Below are 19,616 nucleotides of genomic sequence, written 5' to 3'. Positions count from 1 at the left end.
TTATGGGGTCGTCTCGGGCGCGAGGCCGAAGGCGTGCGCCATGATGGTTTCTTCGCCGAGGTTCTCGACGGGCAGTTCGGCGACGAGCTTGCCGTCGCGCATGACGTGCACGCGGTCGCTCAGACCGATCAGCTCCGGGAGCTCGGAGGATACGACCAGCACGGCGACGCCCTCCTGCGCGCACTGGTTGATGATCTGGTAGATATCGGCCTTCGCGCCGACGTCGACGCCTCGCGTCGGCTCGTCGAGGATGAGCACGCGCGGTTTCGTCTCGAGCCACTTCGCGAACAGCACCTTCTGCTGGTTGCCACCCGACAGCGCGACGACGTTCTGGTTCAGCGATGCGTTCTTGATCTTGAGCCGGTCCCGGGCCTTCGCCGCGACCTTGCGCATGGTCGCCGGCAGGATGATACCGCCGGTGGCCATGTCGGGAAGGTCCGCGAGAACCACGTTCGACGTGATCGACTGCTCCAGTACGAGGCCCTGGGTCTTGCGACTCTCGGGGAGCATGGCGATCCCCATGCGGATGGACGCGCCCGGCGAGTGCTTCTTCAGCGGCACCCCGTCGACCGTGACCGTTCCACCGGTCGCGCGATCCGCGCCGAAGATCAGGCGCAGGAACTCGCTGCGCCCCGACCCGATGAGGCCACCGATCCCGACGACCTCGCCGGCACGCACCTCGAGATCGATCGGGCCGATGCCGTTGCCGCCCTCCAGGCCTTCTACTCTCAGCACCGTCTCCCCCGGTTCGGGCCGATCGGTCGCGAACAGGGATTCGATCTTGCGACCGACCATGCGCAGGACGATCGTCTCGGGGGTGGCCTCGGCCCGGTCCAACGTGGCGATGTGCTCGCCGTCGCGCATCACCGTCACCACGTCGGCGATCTGCTCGATCTCGTCCATGCGATGCGTGATGTAGATGATCGCGGTGCCGGCGTCCCTCAGCTCCTTCACGATCCGCAGCAGGCGCTCCGTCTCGGTGGCCGAGAGGGCCGACGTGGGCTCGTCGAGGATCAGGATCTTCGGCTTCTGCGCGAGCGCACGGGCGATCTCGATCAGCTGATGCTCCGCGACCGTGAGTTCGTCGGCCCGGGCGTGCACCGAGAACTCGGCTCCGACCAGGTCGAGCTGCTCGCGCGCCCGCTCGGCGGTGACCGCCCGGTCGAGCAGCCCGAGTGCGGTGCGATGCTCGCGCCCCATGGCCAGGTTGTCGGCGACGGTGAGGTTCGGAGCGATCAGGAGCTCCTGATGCACGATCGTCACCCCGGCTGCGTTCGCGGATTTGACATCGTACGGGCCTCGCCGGCCGCCGATCTCCACCCAACCGCTGTCGGGCTGGTGGATCCCCGCGAGCAGTTTCGTGAGCGTCGACTTCCCGGCGCCGTTCTCGCCGGCGAGGATGTGCACCTCGCCGGCTCGAAAGTCCAGGTCGACGTCGCGCACGACCGTCGTCCCCTCGAAGGATTTGGTCACCGACCTCAGCGAGGCGACAACGGGGTGCGACTCATTCGATGTCATGGTCGGTTCAGCCCCAAGGCGTGTACTCTGCGACGTTCGACGCGTCGACGAGGGTGGTGGGAACGAGGATCAGGGTCTCTGCGGGCTTCCCGCCCTTCGCGAGTTCCATGCCGGTATCGATCGCCCGGCGCATGAGCTCTGCGGGATCCTGGGCCGACGTCGCGGTGATCATGCCGTTGTCGGCGATCACGTCGGTGGCGGAGGCAGCACCGTCGACCGAGGTGATGATGATGTCCGAGCCCTTCTGCTTCGCGGCGAGCATCACGCCCACGGCGGAGGGGTCGTTGATCGCGAAGAATCCGTCGAGGTCCGGGTTGGCCGTGAGGATGTCGGTCGCGAGCGGCAGTGCCGCGTCGCGGCTGTTCTCTCCTCGTTGGTCGGCGACGATCTCGATGCCGGGGAAGGCCTTGAGCGCTTCCTTGCATCCGGCGACCCGGTCGTCGACTGCAGAGACCGGGGTGCCGTTGAGGATCGCGATCTTGCCCGTGCCGTCGAGCTGCTCGGCGAGCGACTGGCAGGAGATCTCCCCGGCCTGGGTGTTGTCGGTCGTGATGTTGACCGATGCGTTCTTCGACTGGTTGTCCACGCCGATCACGGGGATACCGGCCTCGATGGCGCGCTTCACGGCCGGGCCGACGCCGTCGGTGTCGGCGGCGTCGATCACGATGAAGTCGACGCCCGAGGTCACGAACTGGTCGATCTGGTTCGACTGCGTCTGCACATCCTCATTCGCGACCTGAGAGAGCACCTTGAGGCCCTGCTCGGCGCCGTATTCCTTGGCGGTCTCCGACTCGGCCACGAAGAAGGGGTTGGTGCTGTTGGCCACGGTCACGCCGACGGTGAGCTGGCCGTCGTCGCCGGACCCGCCGCCGTCCGCACACGCGGTGAGGCTGAACGCGCCGAGGAGGACGACGCCCGTGAGCGCCGCTGAGGCAAGAGTCTTGTTTCGCATGGTGTGTCCTAAATGTGTTGAGGTGGAAGGACGAGCGGCAGTGCTCGCCCCGGTGTGTCGTGAGTGGTCTATGCGGGAGTGAACACCGATTTGATCTGCTCGGAGTCGTGCAGGTTTCCGAGCGCGGCGCCGAAGTCGTCGAGGCCGACCTCGGCCGTCACGATGCCATCGGTGCGCACGCTGCCCGACTGCAGCGCGAACAGCGCGCGCCCGATGCAATTCGCCTGCGCGAACGAGCCCCGGATCGTCAGTTCGCGGCTGAAGATCTCGTACGGCCGGATCGCCGCGATCGCCGCTTCCTGCGCCAGACCGTAGACGAGCACCGTGCCGCCGGTGCGCGTCGTCCTGACGGCGAGTTCGAGCACCGAGATGCTGCCAGTGGCTTCCACGACCGCGTCGAACCCTTCGGGAGCGATCTCTCGCAGCTGCGCTTCCGCCGCAGCCGGATCCGAGCGGTCCATGAGCACGGTGTGCGCGGCGCCGTGAGCGCGTGCGACCTCGAGCTTCGCGGCCGTCGGCGCGGCCACCGTGACGCGTGCCGCACCCGCGACGCGCAGCAGCTGCGCGAGGATCAGGCCGGTGGGACCCGCGCCGAACACCAGCACGTCGGATGCGGGCTCGAGGTCGAGCACGTCGACGCCGTGCATGGCGCACGCGGTCGGTTCGGTCAGCACGGCGATCTCGGGGGCGAGGTCTCCGATCGGGAAGAGCTTCTCGATCCCGGCAGCGAGGTACTCCGCAAAGCCGCCGGCGCGATCGCATCCGAGCGATCCGAAGCCCGTGCAGTACCCGGGGCGTCCGCGCTTGCAGGCCGAGCAGGTGCCGCAGAAGATCGTCGGGTCGACGACGACTCGAGTACCGGTGTCGGGCCCGTCCGTATCGGGGCCGTATCCGATGACCTCCGCGACGATCTCGTGACCGGGGACGAGAGGGAACTTCGCGATGAACCCGCCGTGGAGCAGGTGCTCATCAGTGCCGCAGACACCGACGCGCAGGACGCGAAGGAGGGCCTCTCCGCGCTGGGGAACAGGACGGGGCATGGTCTCGAGACCCCATGCGCCTCCCCCGGTGAACACGACAGCCCGCATGGCTTCCTCAGCGGATGTTGCAGTCATCAACTTGCTCCTTTGCAAAATATGTCTTCCTGATTTTCGCACTAAACAGACAACATGTCCACTTTATGCGAATATAGCCTGAACCAGCGCGGCGCGGCAAGCCGCCGCCCGAATTCGTGACCGAGCGCTAGTGCTCGAGCCAGTCGCGTGATCGCTCGACGGCGCGCAGCCACCCGCGGTACCGAGCATCGCGCTCTTCCGCTGGCATCATCGGCTCGTACTCGCGCTCGGTGTCGACGAACCCGCGAAGCTCGTCGACCGTCTGCCAGACGCCGACGGCGAGGCCCGCCAGGAACGCAGCACCGCGCGCCGTCGCCTCCATCACCGATGAACAGCGCACCGGCACACCGAGCTGATCGGCCTGGAACTGCAGGTGCAGCGAGTTGACCGCCGCGCCCCCGTCGACGCGCAGATCCGGGAGGGATCCGCCCGACTCCTTCGCCATGACCTCGATCACATCGCGGTAGGAATAGCTCATCGATTCAATGGCAGCGCGCACGATCTGAGCGCGCCCGGTACCTTGCGACATGCCGATGATCAGCGCGCGGGCATACGGATCCCATTGCGGCGACGACAGCCCCGAGAACGCCGGCACGAAGTAGACGCCCCCGCTGTCGGGCACCGCGGCCGCCACCCGCTCGCTCTCAGCCGCATCGCCGATCACTCCGAGCTCGTCGCGCAACCAGCGGATAGGAGCGCCTGCGGCGAACAACAGTCCCTCCAGCGCATAGGTCACCCGATCGCCGATCTTCCACCCGATCGTCGTCAGCAGCCCGCTCTCCGAGGGCGTCGGGACGTCGCCGGTATTCATCACCACGGAGCCACCGGTGCCGTACGTCGCCTTGACGGACCCGGTGTCGAAGCATGCCTGGCCGAAGAGCGCCCCTTGCTGGTCGCCCACGAGCGCCGCGAGCGGGATCTCGGTGTCGAAGCCGGCCTCATCACCGGTAGCGCCGTACACCTCGCTGGTGCTGCGCACTTCTGGCAGCACGGTTCGCGGGATGGCGAACAGCTCGAGCAGCTCCTCGCTCCATGCGCACTCGTTGATATCGAAGAGCAGCGTCCGCGAAGCGTTCGAGGCATCAGTGACGTGCGCCCGGCCGTCCGTCAGCTTCCAGGCGAGCCAGGTGTCGATCGTCCCGGCCGCGAGTTCACCCGCCTCGGCGCGCGCACGGGCACCCTCGACGTTGTCGAGGATCCAACGGAGCTTGGAGGCGCTGAAGTACTTGTCGATCGGCAGTCCGGTCAGCTGCCGCACGCGTTCTCCAAGCCCGGCTTGCAGCAGCGCGGCGCATTCAGCAGCCGTGCGACCGTCCTGCCACACGAGCGCACGGTGGATCGGCTCGCCTGTCGCGCGATCCCACACCACGATCGTCTCGCGCTGGTTGGCCACGCCGATCGCGGCGATCGCCGAGGCGGGAATACCGGAGTCCGCGAGCACCTGGTGAGCGACTTCCCTCTGGCGCTCCCAGATCTCGACGGCATCCTGCTCCACCCACCCCGATCGCGGGTAGTACTGGGTGATCTCCTGCTGCGCGATCCCGGCGATCTCGCCGCGCTCATCGACGATCACGGCGCGAACACTGCTCGTGCCCGCGTCGAAGGCGATGACGTAAGGACCAGTCATGGTGCATCCACTCCCTCGTGTGTCACATATGCCCATCGGGCTCGCGATCAACAATGACGGATATTATTTCGATTTGCAATACACAATCGAAGAAAGTTCGCCGATGTGATTGCTTCCAGGGGAACGTTCTCCACCCGAAACTCCGGCCGAGTCCCGGGCATCGGTGTCAGTTCTGTTGGTTTCATGCGGAAGAATCGCCCCTTGCGAAAGTTCATCGATTTGTGCTTTGCTGTAGAAAATTCTTCGAAAGCTTCCTCTGAAGCCTTCGACTTGAAAGGAGAAAGATTTTGGAACCCGACTACCTCCCCAAGGGCGGCACCGCGCTGACTGGCAAAGTCGCTATCATCACGGGCGCAGCATCCGGAATCGGTGAAGCCGTCGCTCGCGAGTACGCCGCCAACGGCGCGCACGTCGCCATGATCGACACCGACGCCGCCCGCCTCTCCGAGGTTGTGGCCGATATCCAGGAGCGCGGCGGAGACGTGATCGGCACCGTCGCCGACGTCGTCGACGAGGACGCCGTCCGGGCGTTCTTCGCAGCGACCTTCGACCGCTGGGGCCGCCTCGACCTGCTCGTCAACAGCGCCGGCCGCGACTCGCTCTCGCCCCCCGTCACGCAGGTCACCCTCGAGGAATGGCACAAGACCATCGGGCCGAACCTGACCGGCGTCTTCCTCTGCTGCCGCGAGGCCTTCCTCTTCATGGAGAAGCAGGAGTCGGGCGGACGGATCATCAACATGGGCTCCTCATCGACCAGAATCGCCTCCGGTCCGGGACACAGCCCCTACCGCGCCTCGAAGCACGGAATGCTCGGTTTCAGCAAGAACATCCTGCTCGAGGGCGTGGAGAAGAACATCGGGGTCACCGTGCTGAACCCGTCGCACGTGCGCACCCCGATGACCGAGATCATCGACCAGGGTCTCTACGACGGAGACCTCCCGGCTTACACCGACGGCTGGCTCGACGAGAAGGAGATCGAGGAGGGCATCGCCGCGAGTTGCATCGACGTCTCGAACGTCGCCGAGGCCGCGCTCTACATCGCGACGCGCACGCCCGATGTCACCATCCCGACATTCGCGCTCTACCCGACGCACAAGGCCCACCGCTACGGGATGGGAGTCTGACGTGCGTGCAGCAGTTCTGCGCGGCGTCGGCGAGATCGAGGTCGCCGACGTACCGCAGCCGGAGAGCACCTCTCCCGATTCGATTCGAGTCCGGATCGGCGCGGTCGGCGTCTGCGGCTCGGATGTACTGCGCTTCGCCGTGGGCAAGGGTTACGGGTTCCCCCTCGTGCTGGGACACGAGATGTCGGGAATCGTCGCCGAGGACGCACCGGAGCACGGGTACCGCGCGGGCGACCGCGTGGCCGTCTTCCCCTGCCTGCCCCGCGACGACGACCCGATGTCGGAGATCGGCGAGTATGCGCTCGGCGAGGAGTACGACTACTTCGGTTCGCGCCGCGACGGAGGCCTGCAGGAGGAACTGAGCGTGCCGCCGCGGAATCTGTTCCGCCTCCCCGATCACGTGTCCCTCATCGAGGGCGCGATGGTCGAGCCGGCGGGCGTGGCCCTGCACGCCGTCCGCCGTGCGACGGTTCCGGCGAACGCGACCGCACTGGTCATCGGCGCGGGCCCGATCGGTCTGCTCGCCGCCCAGTGGCTGCGGGTGCTCGGCGCAGTCCGCGTCGTCGTCGCCGACCTTGATGCACGCAAGCGCGAGATCGCCGAGCGCATGGGGTTCGAGACCCTCGCCCCGGGAGAGCGCGGCTCCGACGAGCTGATGCTCGAACTCACCGACGGTCGCGGGGCCGACATCTCGGTGGAGGCCAGCGGCCGGGCCGTCACACTGCGCCAGGCCATCACCGCGACCGCGCATCGCGGCCAGGTCGTGCTGCTCGGAGACCTGGCCGACGACTTCGCCATGCCGAAGGAACTGGTATCGCGGATCCTGCGGCGAGAGCTCACGCTGCTCGGCACATGGAACGCGAAGATCGCACCTCGCGGTCAGAGCGACTGGGACATGGTCATCGCATCGATCGGGCGCGGCGTCAACGTCCGCGACCTCGTCAGCAGCGTCTCGATCCTCGACGACGCGCCGGCCGTCTTCGCCGACCTCGCCGAGCGCCAGAGCTGGTCGAACAAGACGATCTTCGCCATCGCGCCCGAGGCGCAGGAGGAGACCCCGGAGTTCCGATCCTCGGCATCGTGGCGGGGAGACGCATGATGCGGGCCGCGGTTTTCTCCAGTCCAGGTCACCTGGCGATCGAGGATCGACCGGTCCCGGAAATGGGGGACGGGGATCTGCTGCTGCGCGTACGCGCCGCAAGCATCTGCGGCACCGACCTCCGCATCCTGCAGCACGGGCATTTCAAGCTGCCGGAGCGCACTCCCCGAGTCCTCGGCCACGAGATCTCCGGAGAAGTCGCCGCGATCGGCGGGCGGGTGACGGAGTTCGCAGTCGGCGACCGTCTCGCCGTCGCGCCGAATATCGGCTGCGGCGCGTGCGAGCTGTGCGCGCAGGGCCGCAATCAGCTCTGCCCCGACTACGAGGCGTTCGGAGTCACGCTCGACGGAGGCTTCGAGGAGTACATGCTGGTCCCCGCGCGAGCGATGGAACGCGGCAACGTCTTCCGCGTGCCCGACGCCATGCCGATCGACATCGCACCGCTCATGGAGCCCGCGGCCTGCTGCCTGCACGGTCAGCGTGCGGTCGGCATCGGCCCCGGAGACGACGTGCTGATCATCGGCGCCGGACCGATCGGCTGCTTGCACGCGCTGCTCGCGAAGCGCGCCGGAGCCGCTCGGGTCATCATCGCGAATCGCCGCCAGTCGCGCCTCGACATCGCGGGCGCGCTCGGGGCCGATGTGCTCGTCAACGTGACCGACGCGGATCTCCTCGAGGAAGTCATGCGGCTGACCGACCGCCGCGGCGTCGATGTCGTGCTCACCTGTGTCTCCTCTCCCGAGGTGATCGCCGGCGCCACCGACATGCTCGCGCGAGCCGGGCGGCTCAACGTGTTCTCGGGTCTCGGCGGAGCGGCTCGCCCGCAGATCGACGTCAACGCGCTGCACTACCGGGAGATCCTCATGACCGGCACCACGGGTGCGCGCAACCAGGACTTCGCGGACGCGCTCGAAACACTCGCCGGCGATGCCGTCCTGCTCGAGGAGCTGGTCTCAAAACGCTTCGAGCTCGACGGCATCGCCGACGCCGTGGCGCACGCCAGATCCGGGACGGGCATGAAACCCATGATCACGATGCCGGGCGCGTGAGCTCGCCCGCGACTCGCGCATAGACTCGAAGAGTGGAAGACATGGCGAATGAGACGAATCTCCTGCATCGCGTTTCACACGCGTCGGGTTCTCTGAGCCCCGCGCTCCAGCGCGTGGCCGAGGTCATCCTCGCTTCGCCCGAGCAGACGCAGGCGAGTTCGCTGAGCGAACTCGCCGCCCGGGCCGGCGTCGCGGACTCCACGGTGTCCCGATTCCTCCGCGAGCTCGGCATGGACGGGTTCAACCAGCTCCGCCTGGGCATCGCCCAGGCCATCTACTCGCGCGGCCCCGAGCTCGACGACCTCGGCCCGCAGCACGTCTACGAGGGAGTGCTGCGCTCGGATCCCGTCGAGCAGGTTCTGGGGAAGGTCGCCTACAGCAGCATGGAGTCGCTGCGCCGCACGGCGGAGCTGGTCTCCCCCGACGCGATCGCGCAGATCATCGACCTGATCCACGGCGCATCCGTGGTCCAGTTCTCCGCAATGGGGGCCTCGGCGACCGCCGCGGAAAGCGCCGTGATGCGCTTCGTGCGCGCCGGAAAGCGATGCCAGTTCTTCCGCGACCAAGCCGTCCAGTCGATGGGGGCCGCCTCGCTGAAGGCCGGGGACGTGCTGATCGCGATCTCGGATTCGGGAGAGTCGGATCCGATCGTCTCATCGGCGGATATCGCCCGGCACCATGGATCCGCTACCGTGGCCATCACGTCGAACGTCTCGTCGAGCCTGGCGCGAGTGTGCGATCTCGTGCTCCCCACGGCTTCCTCGTCCGCGAGCAGCGCCGTCTACGGCGAGAGCGTCACCTCCAAGTGGGGTCAGCTCCTCGTCGTCGATGCGCTGTACGCCTCGTATGCCACCCGGTTCTACGACGAGACCGCCGTCTTTCTCGAGGAGGGCTATCGCTCGGTGATCCGGCCGACCCGCACGGGGGCGCGGCCCGAGGGCGACCCTGCGGAGTCTCGGTAGGAACGTCCTCCCCGAGCCGACGGCTCGACTCTCGGCGCTCGCGGAGTCTCCGGGAGCACCATGGATCGGAAATATTCATCATAAAATAGACTGATTGTCCACCTTATAAGAAGTAGAATGGGTGGAGCGGTCGATTTTCACGCGGTGAATCCGGCTGCTCATGCACGTCACGCAATTCAAGGAGGAAGACAGTGAGCGGTTCCACGCGCGCACAGGCGCTGCGGTTCACCGACAGGCATCGCGTCGACATCGTCGAGGTCGACGTCGACGCGCCCGCCACGGGCGAGGTGCTGATCGAGGTCAAGGCAGCGGGTCTCTGCGGCAGCGACATGCACTACTACCACATGACCCAGGAGGAGATGCAGCAGGGCGCGCAGCCCCGCGACCCGAGCATCAGCCCCGGGCACGAGATCGCCGGCGTCGTCACCGAGGTGGGCCCGGGAGTGGACTTCCCCAGCGTCGGAGATCGCGTCTTCGTCATGCACTACTCGGGGTGCGGATCCTGCGATTTCTGCCGCGTCGGCCTCCACCAGCACTGCAAGGTCGACATGGGCGTCTACTCGCGCACCCGCAACGGCGGCATGCAGGAGCGTGTGATCGCCGATGCCGCGGACTGCGTGGCCCTGCCCGACGAGATCGATTTCGCGACCGGCTCCTTCTTGGCCTGCGGCGCATCCACCGCCTACTGCGCGCTGAAGCACGCGAATGCCAAGCCCGGCGACACCGTGCTCGTCGTCGGCGCAGGCCCGGTGGGTCTGGCGATCCTGGCCTGGGCGAAGGCGCTCGGCCTGCGCGGAGTGGCGACCGACATGAGCCTCGAGCGCATCGCGTTCGCCAAGTCGCTCGGATACGACGAGGTCTTCCTCGGTTCGGCGTTCGACATCGAAGAGGTGCTGCCCGGTGGCGCCGACGTCACCATCGACACGTCCGGCAATCGCTTCGGGCGCGACGCCGCGATCGCCTACGCTCGCGACTTCGGCACGGTCGTGCTCGTCGGCCTCGGCGGCACCCTCGAACTCGACCCGGTGCCCGACATCATCCTGCGCCAACTCACGATCCGGGGCCTCTTCGTCTTCAGCGTGCCCGAGCTCATGGAGGCATCGCAGAAGGCCGTCGCGCACGATGTGGAGCTGTCGAAGATCATCACGCGCATCGCACCGCTGAGCGAGGGCCCCCGCGCGTTCGCCGACTTCGCCGACGACGCCGTCGGCAAGTTCGTGCTGCAGCCGCAGTAGCCGACCGCGGTCGCGCCGGCTGCGGTCGCGACTGCCGCAGTCGCCCGGGCCGCAGACCAAGGGCTCGGACGGAAAGCCGATCGCTTTCCGTCCGAGCCCTGCTTCGTGCCCGTGCCGGCGGGTCAGCCTCGGATGCCGCGCAGCACGATGCTCTTCACCTGCGTGTACTCCTCGAGCGAGGACAGGTAGCCCTCGCGGCCGAGCCCGCTCTGCTTGTACCCTCCGAACGAGCTGCCGTCGGGGCGGTAGTTGTTCGAGCCGTTGATCGAGACGATCGCGGCCTCGAGGCGATCGGCGATCCGGTAGGCGCGGTAGATGTCGCGCGAGAACACCGCGCCGGTCAGCCCGTAGGAGGAGCCGTTCGACACGCGCACCGCGGCCTCATCGTCCTCCACGACGATCACCGAGAAGACCGGGCCGAAGACCTCCTCGTCGCTCGCGATGCCGCAGGTCTCGGGGACGCGCAGGATCGTCGGGGCGTAGTGCGCCCCGCGGCGCTCACCGCCGGAGAGGATCTCCGCGCCCTGCTCGAGTGCCGCGGCGACCTGAGCCTCGACGCCGGCAGCGGCCTCCTCGCTGATCAGCGGGCCGACCTTGACCTCGGGCGCGGGGCTCTCTCCCGTGATCCCGACCTCGGCCAGACGCACCTGCAGCCGCGCGATGAACTCATCGGCGATGTCGCGGTGCAGCACGATCCGCTTCGTGGCACAGCACACCTGGCCGTTCGCCAGCAGGCGGCCGTTCAGCGATTCCTCGACGGCGTGATCCACGTCGGCGTCATCGAGCACCAGGAGAGCATCGTTGGCGCTGAGCTCCATGAAGGTGCGGGTCATGTTGCGCGCGGCGGCCTCCGCGATCATGACGCCCACTCGGCTGCTTCCGGTGAAGCTGATCGCCCGGATCAGCGGGCTGCCCGAGAGCGCCGAGCCGATGACCGAGCCGCTGCCGTTGAGCACGATGAGCGCATTCTCGGGCACGCCTGCCTCGTGCAGCAACCGGGTCATCCGATTTCCGACGAGGGGGTTCTTGTCGGCGGGCTTCACGACGACGGCGTTGCCGCCGGCCAGGCCCGCAGCGACCTTGTGCGCATAGAGCTCGGCCGGGAAGTTGAAGGCGACGATCGCTGCCACGACGCCGAGCGGCTCGTGCTTCGTGATCATCAGGTCGCCTTCGAGACCGGGCTGACGATCGAGCGGGATGGCATCGCCGAAGTGGCGCAGCGATTCGCGCGCGAACCCTCGGAAGATGCGGGCGGCAGCCGCGATCTCGCCGCGGGAGTCGGAGAGGATCTTGCCGGTTTCGCGGGTCAGCAGGGTCGCGAGCTCTTCGTTCTTCTCATCGAGCGAATCCGCGAAGCGCTCGAGCACCTCGGCCCGGCGGTGGGCCGGCAGTCCCGACCACTCGGAGAATCCCTGCTGCGCGGCCTCGAGCGCCGCCCGTGTGCTCTCCGCATCGTCCGCCGGCACGCGCTCGATGACCTCGCCGGTCCATTTGTCGAGAACCTCGAAGGTTTCCCGCATCGCGCCAGTCTCGATTCCCGTCATTTCCTCGACTCCTTTGTTGTGCTGGAAAGGTCGTGCCCGGCGGATCGCGCGAACACCGACTCGATCATTTTCTCACACAATAGGCACTTTGTCCGACTATTCGCAAAAACGCGACATCGCTCGAGGAGTCGCCCTCCGGCGCGGGAACCGGCGGCAACGAGCGTTGAGGCGGATCGAACGAGTCAGCCGACGAGGCGCTCTGCGGCGAGCGCCGTGCGCCGTGCGAGCGCCTCGCGCTCACCGCGGATGACCTCGGCCAGACCTCCGAGCGACAGGCAGCCGACGAGTTGCCCGCCCCGGATCAACGGCACGCCGAGCGCCCCGACACCCACGGTGACATCCTCGTCCGACAGCACGTAGCCCTGCGCACGATTCGCCTCGGCGTCCTTCCGCAGCGACGCCGCATCGGCGAGAGTCCGGTCGGTGAAGACCGGCCAGTCGCCGCGCTCGAACGACCGCTCCGCGAGGGACTCGTTGAAGGCCAGGAAGCAGCGGCCGGCCGCACCCGCGTTGAGCGGCAGCGATCGACCGGGCCGCAGCTCGAGCAGATCGATGCCACTGCCCCGCGCCCACGCGACGCAGGTGGCCATCCCCCCGTCGGGCACGGTGAGATAAGCCGTGAGCCCGGTATCGCTCGCCACCTCCTCGAGCACCGCTTGCGCTCCCGACCACTCGGTCAACCCGAGCGCAGCCGCGTCGGCCAGACGCAACCATCGGCGGTGCAGCCGCACGCGCGAGCCCGCCGCAGCCGCGGCAGGCTCCACCAGCTGGATCGAGATCAGCGCATCGACCAGCCGGTAGACACTCGACCGGGCGATCCCGGTCTCCGCCGCGATCTCAGCGGGCGACATCGCGCCCTCGCGCGAGAGCAGGTCGATGACGATGGTGGCGTTCGCGAGTACCTTGTTCGGCTTGGCTGCACTCATTCTGCTTCTCCCTCGGCCCAGTCGGCCTCGCCGTATCCGAGCGATGCGCTGATCTCCTGCGCGGTGGCGCGCACCTGCCGCACCGCCGCACCACCGTCTTCGACGATCCACTTGCGCAGGCCGCTGATCGACACGGCCACCTCGAGCTCTCCCCGATGGTTGAACACGGGTGCGCTGATCGAGACCACCCCGGGCGTGGAGCTGCTCTCGGCGAGGCAGTAGCCCGCCTCGCGGATCTCAGCGAGTTCCTCGGCCAGGTTCTTCCCGCCTCGGTCGCCGAGCTCGAAGCGCGAGATGACGACCCTGGCCTCGGAGACCGGCAGATGCGCCAGGAGCACCCGACCCGCGGCTCCGCCCCACAGCGGCATGGAGTCACCGAGACGCGATACGGCGGTCTGCACGTCCGAGCGCGAGATCCGTTCGATGCACACCGCGGAGTCGCCGCGGCGCACCCAGAGCAGCACGGTCGCTCCGGTATTGCGAGAGAGCTCGTAGAGCATCGGACCGGCGAGTTCGCGCACGTCGAGCTGCGATTCGAGCATGCCCCCCACTCGCAGGGGAAGGAATCCCAGGCGGTAGAGCCCCCGCTTCGCTCCACGCGAGGCGAGCCCCACGGCGGTCAGGCTCGAGAGCAGGCGATAGGTCGAACTGACCGGTTCATCCACGGCATCGGCGAGCCGCTGCACGGAGCACTCCCGCTCCCGCTCGAGCACGCTGAGGATCGCATCCGCCTTCAGCAGGATCTCCATCGAGGGGGCAGCAGCACTGTTCGCCATTGCTCGATCTTCCCACAAGCACCGCCCGTAGGAGGGATCGCGGCCTTCGAGTCGAGAAGAACTCAATGTAACATCCCACAAGCTAGACATTATGTCCATTTAAAGATATTTTTACCTTACGCAAACTCAGAGAACCCGCGCTTCGGACGACGCGGTCGGCGAGGAGAGTACAGACTGCCCATGACACCCGAGAAACCGGCACGACCCTCAGAGGGCGAACTCGAGGCGCTGGCGCAGGAGGGCCGCTGGCTGGTCATCAGCACCGTCGCAGCGAGCCGCGCCGGCCATATCGGCGGGCCGCTGTCCGCGATGGACATGCTCGTCGCCCTCTACTTCAGCGAACTGCGCATCGACCCGACCCGACCGCGCGACCCCGACCGCGATCGCTTCATCCTGTCCAAGGGCCACAATGCGATCGGCCTCTACAGCGTGCTCGCCATGCGCGGCTACTTCCCGATCGAGGAGCTCGCGACCTTCGATCACGGCGACTCCCGGCTCCAGGGTCACCCCGACATGAAGCTGACCCCGGGGATCGACGCTTCGAGCGGATCGCTCGGCCAGGGCCTCTCGGCCGGAGCAGGAATGGCGCTCGCCGCCCGGCGCCTCGGCAAGAACTTTCACACCTGGGTCATGCTCGGGGACGGCGAGATCGAAGAGGGCATGGTGTGGGAGAGCGTCATCTCCGCTCCCAGATACGGGCTCGACAACCTCACCGCGATCATCGATCTCAACGGCCTCCAGCAGTTCGGCTGGCCCCGAGACGAGCACGATCGCTTCGACCGCAGCGAGCCGATGGGCCACGTCGACCTCGAAGCCGTGTTCACCGGTTTCGGCTGGCGCACGATCCGCATCGACGGCCACGATTTCGGCGCCATCCTCCGCGCCTTCGACACGGTCGCCGGCAGTCGCGGATCAGACGGGCGCCCGACCGCGATCCTCGCCGACACGACCAAGGGCCACGGCGTCTCCTTCACCGCGGGCACCTATCGCTGGCACAACGGCGTCGCTACTGACGAGCAGCTCGCCATCGCTCACGCCGAGCTCGGCCATCCCGCCCCGCGCACGAGCTCACCGAAGGAGTCGACACGATGAGATCCCAACGGCAGGTCTGGGGCGAGACGCTCGTCGACCTCTCCCGCGAGGACGAGTTCGTCGTCGTCATCGACGGCGATCTCGCGACCTCCACCATGGCGAGCATGGTCGCCGAGCACAACCCCGAGGCATTCATCCAGGCCGGCATCGCCGAGCAGAGCATGGTCGGCATGGCGTTCGGCATGAGCACGCTCGGGTACCGCCCCTGGCTCTCGAGCTTCGGCGTCTTCCTCACGCACCGCGCGCTCGACCAGATCCGCATGCTCGTGGCGCAGACCGGAGCGCAGGTGCGCATCGCGGCCGCGTATGCCGGCCTGCTCAACGGCTCGAGCGGCAAGACGCACCAGGACATCGAGGATCTCGCGATCATGCGGGCGATGCCCGGCATGACCGTCGTCGCACCCGCCGACGAGTTCGAGGCGGCGGCAGCGATCCGGTGGGCCGACACCTTCGACGGGCCGGTCTATCTGCGGCTCGCCCGCGACGCGGTCGCCCCGGTCTTCGATGCAGGCTGCGAGTTCGTACTCGGCGCGGTGCACACCGTGCGCGAGGGCACCGATGTCACGCTGATCTCGACCGGGGTGCAGACCTCCCGCACGCTTCAGGCCGCCGAGTTGCTCGCCGCGCGCGGCGTATCGGCCCGCGTCGTGCACGCACCGAGCATCAAACCGCTCGATGCCGCCGGGCTGCTCGCCGCGGTCGTCGGCACTCCGTCCGCCATCACCGTCGAAGAGCACACCGTGCTGGGCGGCCTCGGGTCGCTCGTCTCCGAGCTCTTCGCCGAGCACGGTGCGGCGATCCCGCTCTCCCGGATCGGCCTCGCCGACGAATGGTCGGAATCGGCCCCCAACGACTTCCTGCTGGACAAGCACGGCCTCTCCCCCGAGCGGGTCTGCGAGCAGGTGCTCGCGCGCGTGCAGTAAGGCACCCACCCGCACGATCTCGAGAGAGGATCTCACACGCATGGAAACGAAGACCGTACTCATCACCGGTGCAGCCCAGGGCATCGGCAGCGCCACGGCGGCGCTGCTCGCCGAACGCGGCCACCGCATCGCGATCGCCGACCTGCAGGAGCCGTCCGCCGTAGCGGCGGCCGCCGAACTGAACGAGCGGTATCCGCTCGCGGAACCGCATCTCGGTCTCGGCGTCGACGTCGCCGACGAAGCGAGTGTCGAGGCGCTCTTCGCCGCCCTCGCAGAGCAGACGCCCTCGCTCCACGGGTTGGTGAACGGCGCCGGCAACCTGATCCGCGACGACGCCGAAACATATCGCACCGAGGCCTGGCGCCTGCAGCTCGAGATCCACCTCACCGGCGCCTTCATGCTGAGCCGCGGCGCGTTCCCGATGCTCGCGACCGGGGCCGGCGGCAGCATCGTCAACATCGCGTCGGTGGGATCGACGTTCGGCCTGCCCGGCAGGGTCGCCTATTCGACGGCCAAGAGCGGCATCCTCGGCCTCACCCGCACGCTCGCAGTCGAGTGGGGTGGCAAAGGCGTGCGCGTCAACGCCGTCGCTCCGGGCTACGTGGCGACCGAGATGGTCCAGTCGGGCATCCGCAACGGCACGCTGAGTACCGACAAGCTGTTCGCTCGCACTCCCCTCGGCCGTCTGGCCGAGCCGCGCGAGGTCGCGACCGCCATCGCCTTCCTACTCTCCGACGATGCGTCGTTCGTGCACGGCGAGGTACTCAGAGTCGACGGCGGCATCACGATCGACGGAACCTTCTGACTCGCTCCCGCAGAAACGGCACCCTCATACTCGAATGCCGGCCTCCTGCAGCGCGTGCACGACGGGGGCCAGCTCGGGACGCTCCTCCGCCTCGGCGAGCGTGCGCTCGAGTGTCTCGTCGTGGATCGGGTGGGCCTGCTCGTAGAGCTCTCGCCCGGCCGGGGTGAGCTCGGTGTAGATGCCGCGCCGGTCGTCGGCGCAGAGGACCCGGGTGAGCAACCCGCGATCCTCGAGCCGGGTCACGAGACGCGTCGTCGCACTCGCGCTCAGCGCAGTCGCACGCGAGAGCTGCTGCATGCGCATGTGCCATCCGTCCTGGCGGCTGAGTGCATCGAGCACCGTGTACTCCACCACCGAGAGCTGCGCCGAGGCGGCGAGCGCCCGCTCCAGTTCCGCTTCGATGAGCGCGTGCAGGGCGGCGAGGGTACGCCATCCGCGTGCGCGGATCTCAACGGCGTCGTCTGCGATTCCCATGATTCCCGGCCTTCCGGCACCCGTTCGATCGAGCGCTCCAAAATAGTTGCTTGCGCAGACTAATTGCGTGTGCAATGATTATGCGCACCGGCGCAATATCCCGCGCCTGCAACTACTTTACCAGGGAAATCGGAAACACCATATGCCTGCAGGACTCATCGCACTCGCCCTCGGGGCATTCGGCATCGGACTCACCGAGTTCGTCATCATGGGACTGCTGCCCGAGGTCGCAACGGACTTCGGCGTCACCGAGGCCGCGGCAGGGTGGCTCATCTCCGGCTACGCACTCGGTGTCGTCGTCGGAGCGCTCGGCCTCACGGCAGCGACGACACGCCTGCCCCGCAAGCCCGTGCTGCTCGGGCTGATCGCGCTCTTCATCGTCGGCAACCTGCTCACCGCGACGGCCTCCGGGTACGAGCTCGCGATGATCGGTCGCGTCGTAGCCGCGCTCAGCCACGGCGCCTACTTCGGCATCGGGTCGGTCGTCGCCTCGAGCCTCGTCGCTCCGCGGAAGCAGGCCGCTGCCATCGCGATCATGTTCACCGGCCTCACCGCGGCGAACGTCTTCGGCGTGCCGTTCGGCACCTTCCTCGGCCAACAGCTCGGCTGGCGCTCGACCTTCTGGGTGATCTCGGGCATCGGAGTCCTCGCGTTCGCCGGCATCGCCGTGCTGGTGCGAGCCCCGCGGCGAGCCGGCGAGCAGGTGAGCCTGCGCAGCGAGCTCGGCGCCTTCCGATCGGGCCAGGTCTGGCTCTCCCTCATCGTCACCGCACTCGCCTTCGGCGGCATGTTCGGCGCCTTCACCTACATCGCCTACACGCTCACGGCCGTCACCGGCTTCGCGAGCACCACCGTGCCGTGGCTGCTGGTGCTCTTCGGCGCCGGACTCGTCGTGGGCAACTGGGCGGGCGGGCGCCTCGCGGACCGCTCGATCGACGGCACCCTCGTCGCCTTCATCGCCGCGCTCGTCGTCGTGCTCGTCGCGTTCGGACTGCTCGCCGAGTCGAAGCCGGCAGTCATCGCAATCCTCGTCCTGATGGGCGGTTTCGGCTTCGGCACGGTGCCGGGCCTGCAGAGCCGAGTCATGCAGTACGCGGGCGGCGCACCGACCCTCGCCTCGGGAGCGAACATCGGCGCGTTCAACATCGGCAACGCCCTCGGTGCCTGGGCGGGAGGAGTCGGGATCAGCGCCGGCCTCGGCTACACCTCACCCGTCTGGATCGGGGCTGCGCTCACCGCCGTCGCCCTCGTGATCATGGGGATCGCCGCGGCGCTCGCGTCCAAGCATCGCGCAGCAGACGAGGCCGGTGCGGAGGTGCGCACGCCGGTCGCGGTCTGATCCCACCCCCGCACAGCCTCCAGCCTCGATCCCGCATTCGCCCCCGGCGAACCCGGATCCCGCAATCCGTTTCACCCATCGACCCACCAACCCACCATCCGCAGCAGCAGAAGGAGCCGCCATGGCCACCACCATTCCCACGATCACCCTGAGCAACGGCCTCGAGATGCCGCAACTCGGATTCGGTGTCTTCCAGGTGCCGGACGCCCAGACCACGGCGGCCGTATCGGCCGCGCTCGAGGCCGGCTACCGCAGCATCGACACCGCAGCCGTCTACGGCAACGAGTCGGGTGTCGGTCGTGCCATCGCCGAGTCCGGGATCGCCCGCGACGAGCTCTTCATCACGTCGAAGCTGTGGATCGATTCGCTCGACTACGATTCCGCGCTGCGCGGCTACGAGGCCTCACTCGATAGGCTCGGCCTCGACAAGCTCGATCTGTACCTGATCCACTGGCCGGCACCCGCCACCGACACCTACCTCGACGCCTGGCGCGCGCTGACCGAGATCGCTGCCGAAGGGCGCGTCGGCGCGGTCGGCGTCTCGAACTTCCTCCCCGAGCACCTCGAGCGTCTCGCCGAGGTGAGCGACCTCGTGCCCGCCGTGAACCAGGTCGAGCTGCACCCGGCGCTGCAGAACCGCGCCGTCGCCGCCGCCAACGCCGCACGTGGGATCGTGACCGAGGCCTGGAGCCCGCTCGCGCAGGGCGCCGTGCTCGGCGAGGATGCCGTCGTCGCGATCGCCGAGCGCCACGGCAAGACACCCGCGCAGGTGGTGCTCCACTGGCACCTGCAGCAGGGTCGCGTCGTGATCCCGAAGTCGGTCACGCCCGCGCGCATCGCCGAGAACCTCGACGTCTTCGACTTCGAGCTGACCACCGACGAGCTCGCCGCGCTCGACGGCCTCGAGCGGGACGGCCGCACCGGCCCCCACCCGGCGACCTTCAACGGGTGATCGGGCGACGCGGGTAGACGGGGCAGGGCGGGCAGACGGGGCAGCTCGGATAGACCGGGGACGCGGCGCGACGGGACTGCTCGATTGCCGAGCAATGCGACGGC

General features: G+C 68.0%; 18 protein-coding genes. 10 read left to right on the top strand and 8 right to left on the bottom strand.

Annotated features, from left to right (window positions below; translation table 11 throughout):
- From AMS65_RS03125 to glpK, 4 genes are all read right to left on the bottom strand, one after another.
- Positions 1–1,473, bottom strand: a complete 1,473-nt coding sequence (locus tag AMS65_RS03125) for a sugar ABC transporter ATP-binding protein (RefSeq protein WP_053382710.1) — start codon at positions 1,471–1,473, stop codon at positions 1–3.
- 52 nt (positions 1,474–1,525) lie between these two features.
- Complete coding sequence (locus AMS65_RS03120; RefSeq protein WP_053382709.1) at positions 1,526–2,470, bottom strand: substrate-binding domain-containing protein; 945 nt, start codon at positions 2,468–2,470, stop codon at positions 1,526–1,528.
- 68 nt (positions 2,471–2,538) lie between these two features.
- Entirely contained in the window at positions 2,539–3,585 is a 1,047-nt protein-coding gene (locus AMS65_RS03115) for a zinc-dependent alcohol dehydrogenase family protein (protein ID WP_083451447.1), read from the bottom strand.
- 127 nt (positions 3,586–3,712) lie between these two features.
- Complete coding sequence (glpK, locus tag AMS65_RS03110) at positions 3,713–5,212, bottom strand: glycerol kinase GlpK (protein WP_053382707.1); 1,500 nt, start codon at positions 5,210–5,212, stop codon at positions 3,713–3,715.
- 287 nt (positions 5,213–5,499) lie between these two features.
- Here glpK and AMS65_RS03105 point away from each other — a divergent pair, with 287 nt between their 5' ends.
- The 5 genes from AMS65_RS03105 to AMS65_RS03085 all read left to right on the top strand — a co-directional run bounded on the left by AMS65_RS03105 (position 5,500) and on the right by AMS65_RS03085 (position 10,681).
- Positions 5,500–6,336 carry an SDR family NAD(P)-dependent oxidoreductase gene (locus AMS65_RS03105; protein ID WP_053382706.1) on the top strand — a complete coding sequence of 279 codons (837 nt, stop codon included), beginning with the start codon at positions 5,500–5,502 and terminating at the stop codon, positions 6,334–6,336.
- A gap of 1 nt (position 6,337) precedes the next feature.
- Positions 6,338–7,435: a galactitol-1-phosphate 5-dehydrogenase gene (locus AMS65_RS03100; RefSeq protein WP_053382705.1), complete on the top strand. Its 1,098-nt coding sequence runs from the start codon at positions 6,338–6,340 to the stop codon at positions 7,433–7,435.
- Positions 7,436–7,497: 62 nt separating this feature from the next.
- Positions 7,498–8,484 (top strand): alcohol dehydrogenase catalytic domain-containing protein, encoded by a 987-nt coding sequence (locus tag AMS65_RS03095; protein ID WP_241489317.1) that lies wholly within the window; start codon positions 7,498–7,500, stop codon positions 8,482–8,484.
- A gap of 41 nt (positions 8,485–8,525) precedes the next feature.
- A complete protein-coding gene (locus AMS65_RS03090) occupies positions 8,526–9,446 on the top strand; it encodes a MurR/RpiR family transcriptional regulator (protein WP_053382704.1) in 921 nt (306 codons plus the stop codon).
- A 191-nt stretch (positions 9,447–9,637) separates the two neighbouring features.
- On the top strand, positions 9,638–10,681 hold the full coding sequence (locus AMS65_RS03085) for an alcohol dehydrogenase catalytic domain-containing protein (RefSeq protein WP_053382703.1): 1,044 nt from the start codon (positions 9,638–9,640) through the stop codon (positions 10,679–10,681).
- A 122-nt stretch (positions 10,682–10,803) separates the two neighbouring features.
- Here AMS65_RS03085 and AMS65_RS03080 read toward each other — a convergent pair whose 3' ends face one another.
- From AMS65_RS03080 to AMS65_RS03070, 3 genes are all read right to left on the bottom strand, one after another.
- A complete protein-coding gene (locus AMS65_RS03080; RefSeq protein ID WP_053382702.1) occupies positions 10,804–12,225 on the bottom strand; it encodes an aldehyde dehydrogenase family protein in 1,422 nt (473 codons plus the stop codon).
- A 182-nt stretch (positions 12,226–12,407) separates the two neighbouring features.
- Positions 12,408–13,151 carry an IclR family transcriptional regulator gene (locus AMS65_RS03075; RefSeq protein ID WP_053382701.1) on the bottom strand — a complete coding sequence of 248 codons (744 nt, stop codon included), beginning with the start codon at positions 13,149–13,151 and terminating at the stop codon, positions 12,408–12,410.
- On the bottom strand, positions 13,148–13,927 hold the full coding sequence (locus AMS65_RS03070) for an IclR family transcriptional regulator (protein ID WP_075200812.1): 780 nt from the start codon (positions 13,925–13,927) through the stop codon (positions 13,148–13,150). Before AMS65_RS03070 ends, AMS65_RS03075 begins: the two co-directional genes overlap by 4 nt.
- Positions 13,928–14,107: 180 nt before the next feature.
- Between AMS65_RS03070 and AMS65_RS03065 the strand changes: the two genes are divergently transcribed.
- From AMS65_RS03065 to AMS65_RS03055, 3 genes are read left to right on the top strand one after another with little or no spacing between them, the layout of a single operon-like run.
- Complete coding sequence (locus AMS65_RS03065; RefSeq protein WP_053382699.1) at positions 14,108–15,019, top strand: transketolase; 912 nt, start codon at positions 14,108–14,110, stop codon at positions 15,017–15,019.
- Positions 15,016–15,942, top strand: a complete 927-nt coding sequence (locus AMS65_RS03060; protein ID WP_053382698.1) for a transketolase family protein — start codon at positions 15,016–15,018, stop codon at positions 15,940–15,942. Before AMS65_RS03065 ends, AMS65_RS03060 begins: the two co-directional genes overlap by 4 nt.
- Before the next feature lie 40 nt (positions 15,943–15,982).
- Positions 15,983–16,747 (top strand): SDR family NAD(P)-dependent oxidoreductase, encoded by a 765-nt coding sequence (locus AMS65_RS03055; protein WP_053382697.1) that lies wholly within the window; start codon positions 15,983–15,985, stop codon positions 16,745–16,747.
- A 24-nt stretch (positions 16,748–16,771) separates the two neighbouring features.
- On the opposite strand, the gene AMS65_RS03050 is transcribed toward AMS65_RS03055, so the two are convergent.
- Positions 16,772–17,221: a MarR family winged helix-turn-helix transcriptional regulator gene (locus tag AMS65_RS03050; RefSeq protein ID WP_053382696.1), complete on the bottom strand. Its 450-nt coding sequence runs from the start codon at positions 17,219–17,221 to the stop codon at positions 16,772–16,774.
- Positions 17,222–17,363: 142 nt separating this feature from the next.
- Between AMS65_RS03050 and AMS65_RS03045 the strand changes: the two genes are divergently transcribed.
- Positions 17,364–18,560 (top strand): MFS transporter, encoded by a 1,197-nt coding sequence (locus AMS65_RS03045; RefSeq protein WP_053382695.1) that lies wholly within the window; start codon positions 17,364–17,366, stop codon positions 18,558–18,560.
- Positions 18,561–18,681: 121 nt separating this feature from the next.
- Complete coding sequence (locus AMS65_RS03040) at positions 18,682–19,512, top strand: aldo/keto reductase (RefSeq protein ID WP_053382694.1); 831 nt, start codon at positions 18,682–18,684, stop codon at positions 19,510–19,512.
- The last annotated feature ends 104 nt before the right edge of the window (positions 19,513–19,616 follow it).

Source organism: Leucobacter celer subsp. astrifaciens (assembly GCF_001273835.1).
Classification (GTDB): Bacteria; Actinomycetota; Actinomycetes; order Actinomycetales; family Microbacteriaceae; genus Leucobacter; species Leucobacter celer.
Note: the sequence above shows the minus strand (reverse complement) of the source record. Positions and strands in the feature narration are given on the sequence as shown.

What these genes read in the sequence shown, in the direction of transcription:
- AMS65_RS03095 (WP_241489317.1), top strand. Translation starts at nt 7,498, where the DNA reads ATGGGGGACGGGGATCTGCTGCTGCGCGTACGCGCCGCAAGCATCTGC.
- AMS65_RS03065 (WP_053382699.1), top strand. Translation starts at nt 14,108, where the DNA reads ATGACACCCGAGAAACCGGCACGACCCTCAGAGGGCGAACTCGAGGCG.
- glpK (WP_053382707.1), bottom strand. Translation starts at nt 5,212, where the DNA reads ATGACTGGTCCTTACGTCATCGCCTTCGACGCGGGCACGAGCAGTGTT.
- AMS65_RS03115 (WP_083451447.1), bottom strand. Translation starts at nt 3,585, where the DNA reads ATGACTGCAACATCCGCTGAGGAAGCCATGCGGGCTGTCGTGTTCACC.
- AMS65_RS03075 (WP_053382701.1), bottom strand. Translation starts at nt 13,151, where the DNA reads ATGAGTGCAGCCAAGCCGAACAAGGTACTCGCGAACGCCACCATCGTC.
- AMS65_RS03060 (WP_053382698.1), top strand. Translation starts at nt 15,016, where the DNA reads ATGAGATCCCAACGGCAGGTCTGGGGCGAGACGCTCGTCGACCTCTCC.
- AMS65_RS03090 (WP_053382704.1), top strand. Translation starts at nt 8,526, where the DNA reads ATGGCGAATGAGACGAATCTCCTGCATCGCGTTTCACACGCGTCGGGT.
- AMS65_RS03050 (WP_053382696.1), bottom strand. Translation starts at nt 17,221, where the DNA reads ATGGGAATCGCAGACGACGCCGTTGAGATCCGCGCACGCGGATGGCGT.
- AMS65_RS03080 (WP_053382702.1), bottom strand. Translation starts at nt 12,225, where the DNA reads ATGACGGGAATCGAGACTGGCGCGATGCGGGAAACCTTCGAGGTTCTC.
- AMS65_RS03045 (WP_053382695.1), top strand. Translation starts at nt 17,364, where the DNA reads ATGCCTGCAGGACTCATCGCACTCGCCCTCGGGGCATTCGGCATCGGA.
- AMS65_RS03040 (WP_053382694.1), top strand. Translation starts at nt 18,682, where the DNA reads ATGGCCACCACCATTCCCACGATCACCCTGAGCAACGGCCTCGAGATG.
- AMS65_RS03120 (WP_053382709.1), bottom strand. Translation starts at nt 2,470, where the DNA reads ATGCGAAACAAGACTCTTGCCTCAGCGGCGCTCACGGGCGTCGTCCTC.
- AMS65_RS03070 (WP_075200812.1), bottom strand. Translation starts at nt 13,927, where the DNA reads ATGGCGAACAGTGCTGCTGCCCCCTCGATGGAGATCCTGCTGAAGGCG.
- AMS65_RS03055 (WP_053382697.1), top strand. Translation starts at nt 15,983, where the DNA reads ATGGAAACGAAGACCGTACTCATCACCGGTGCAGCCCAGGGCATCGGC.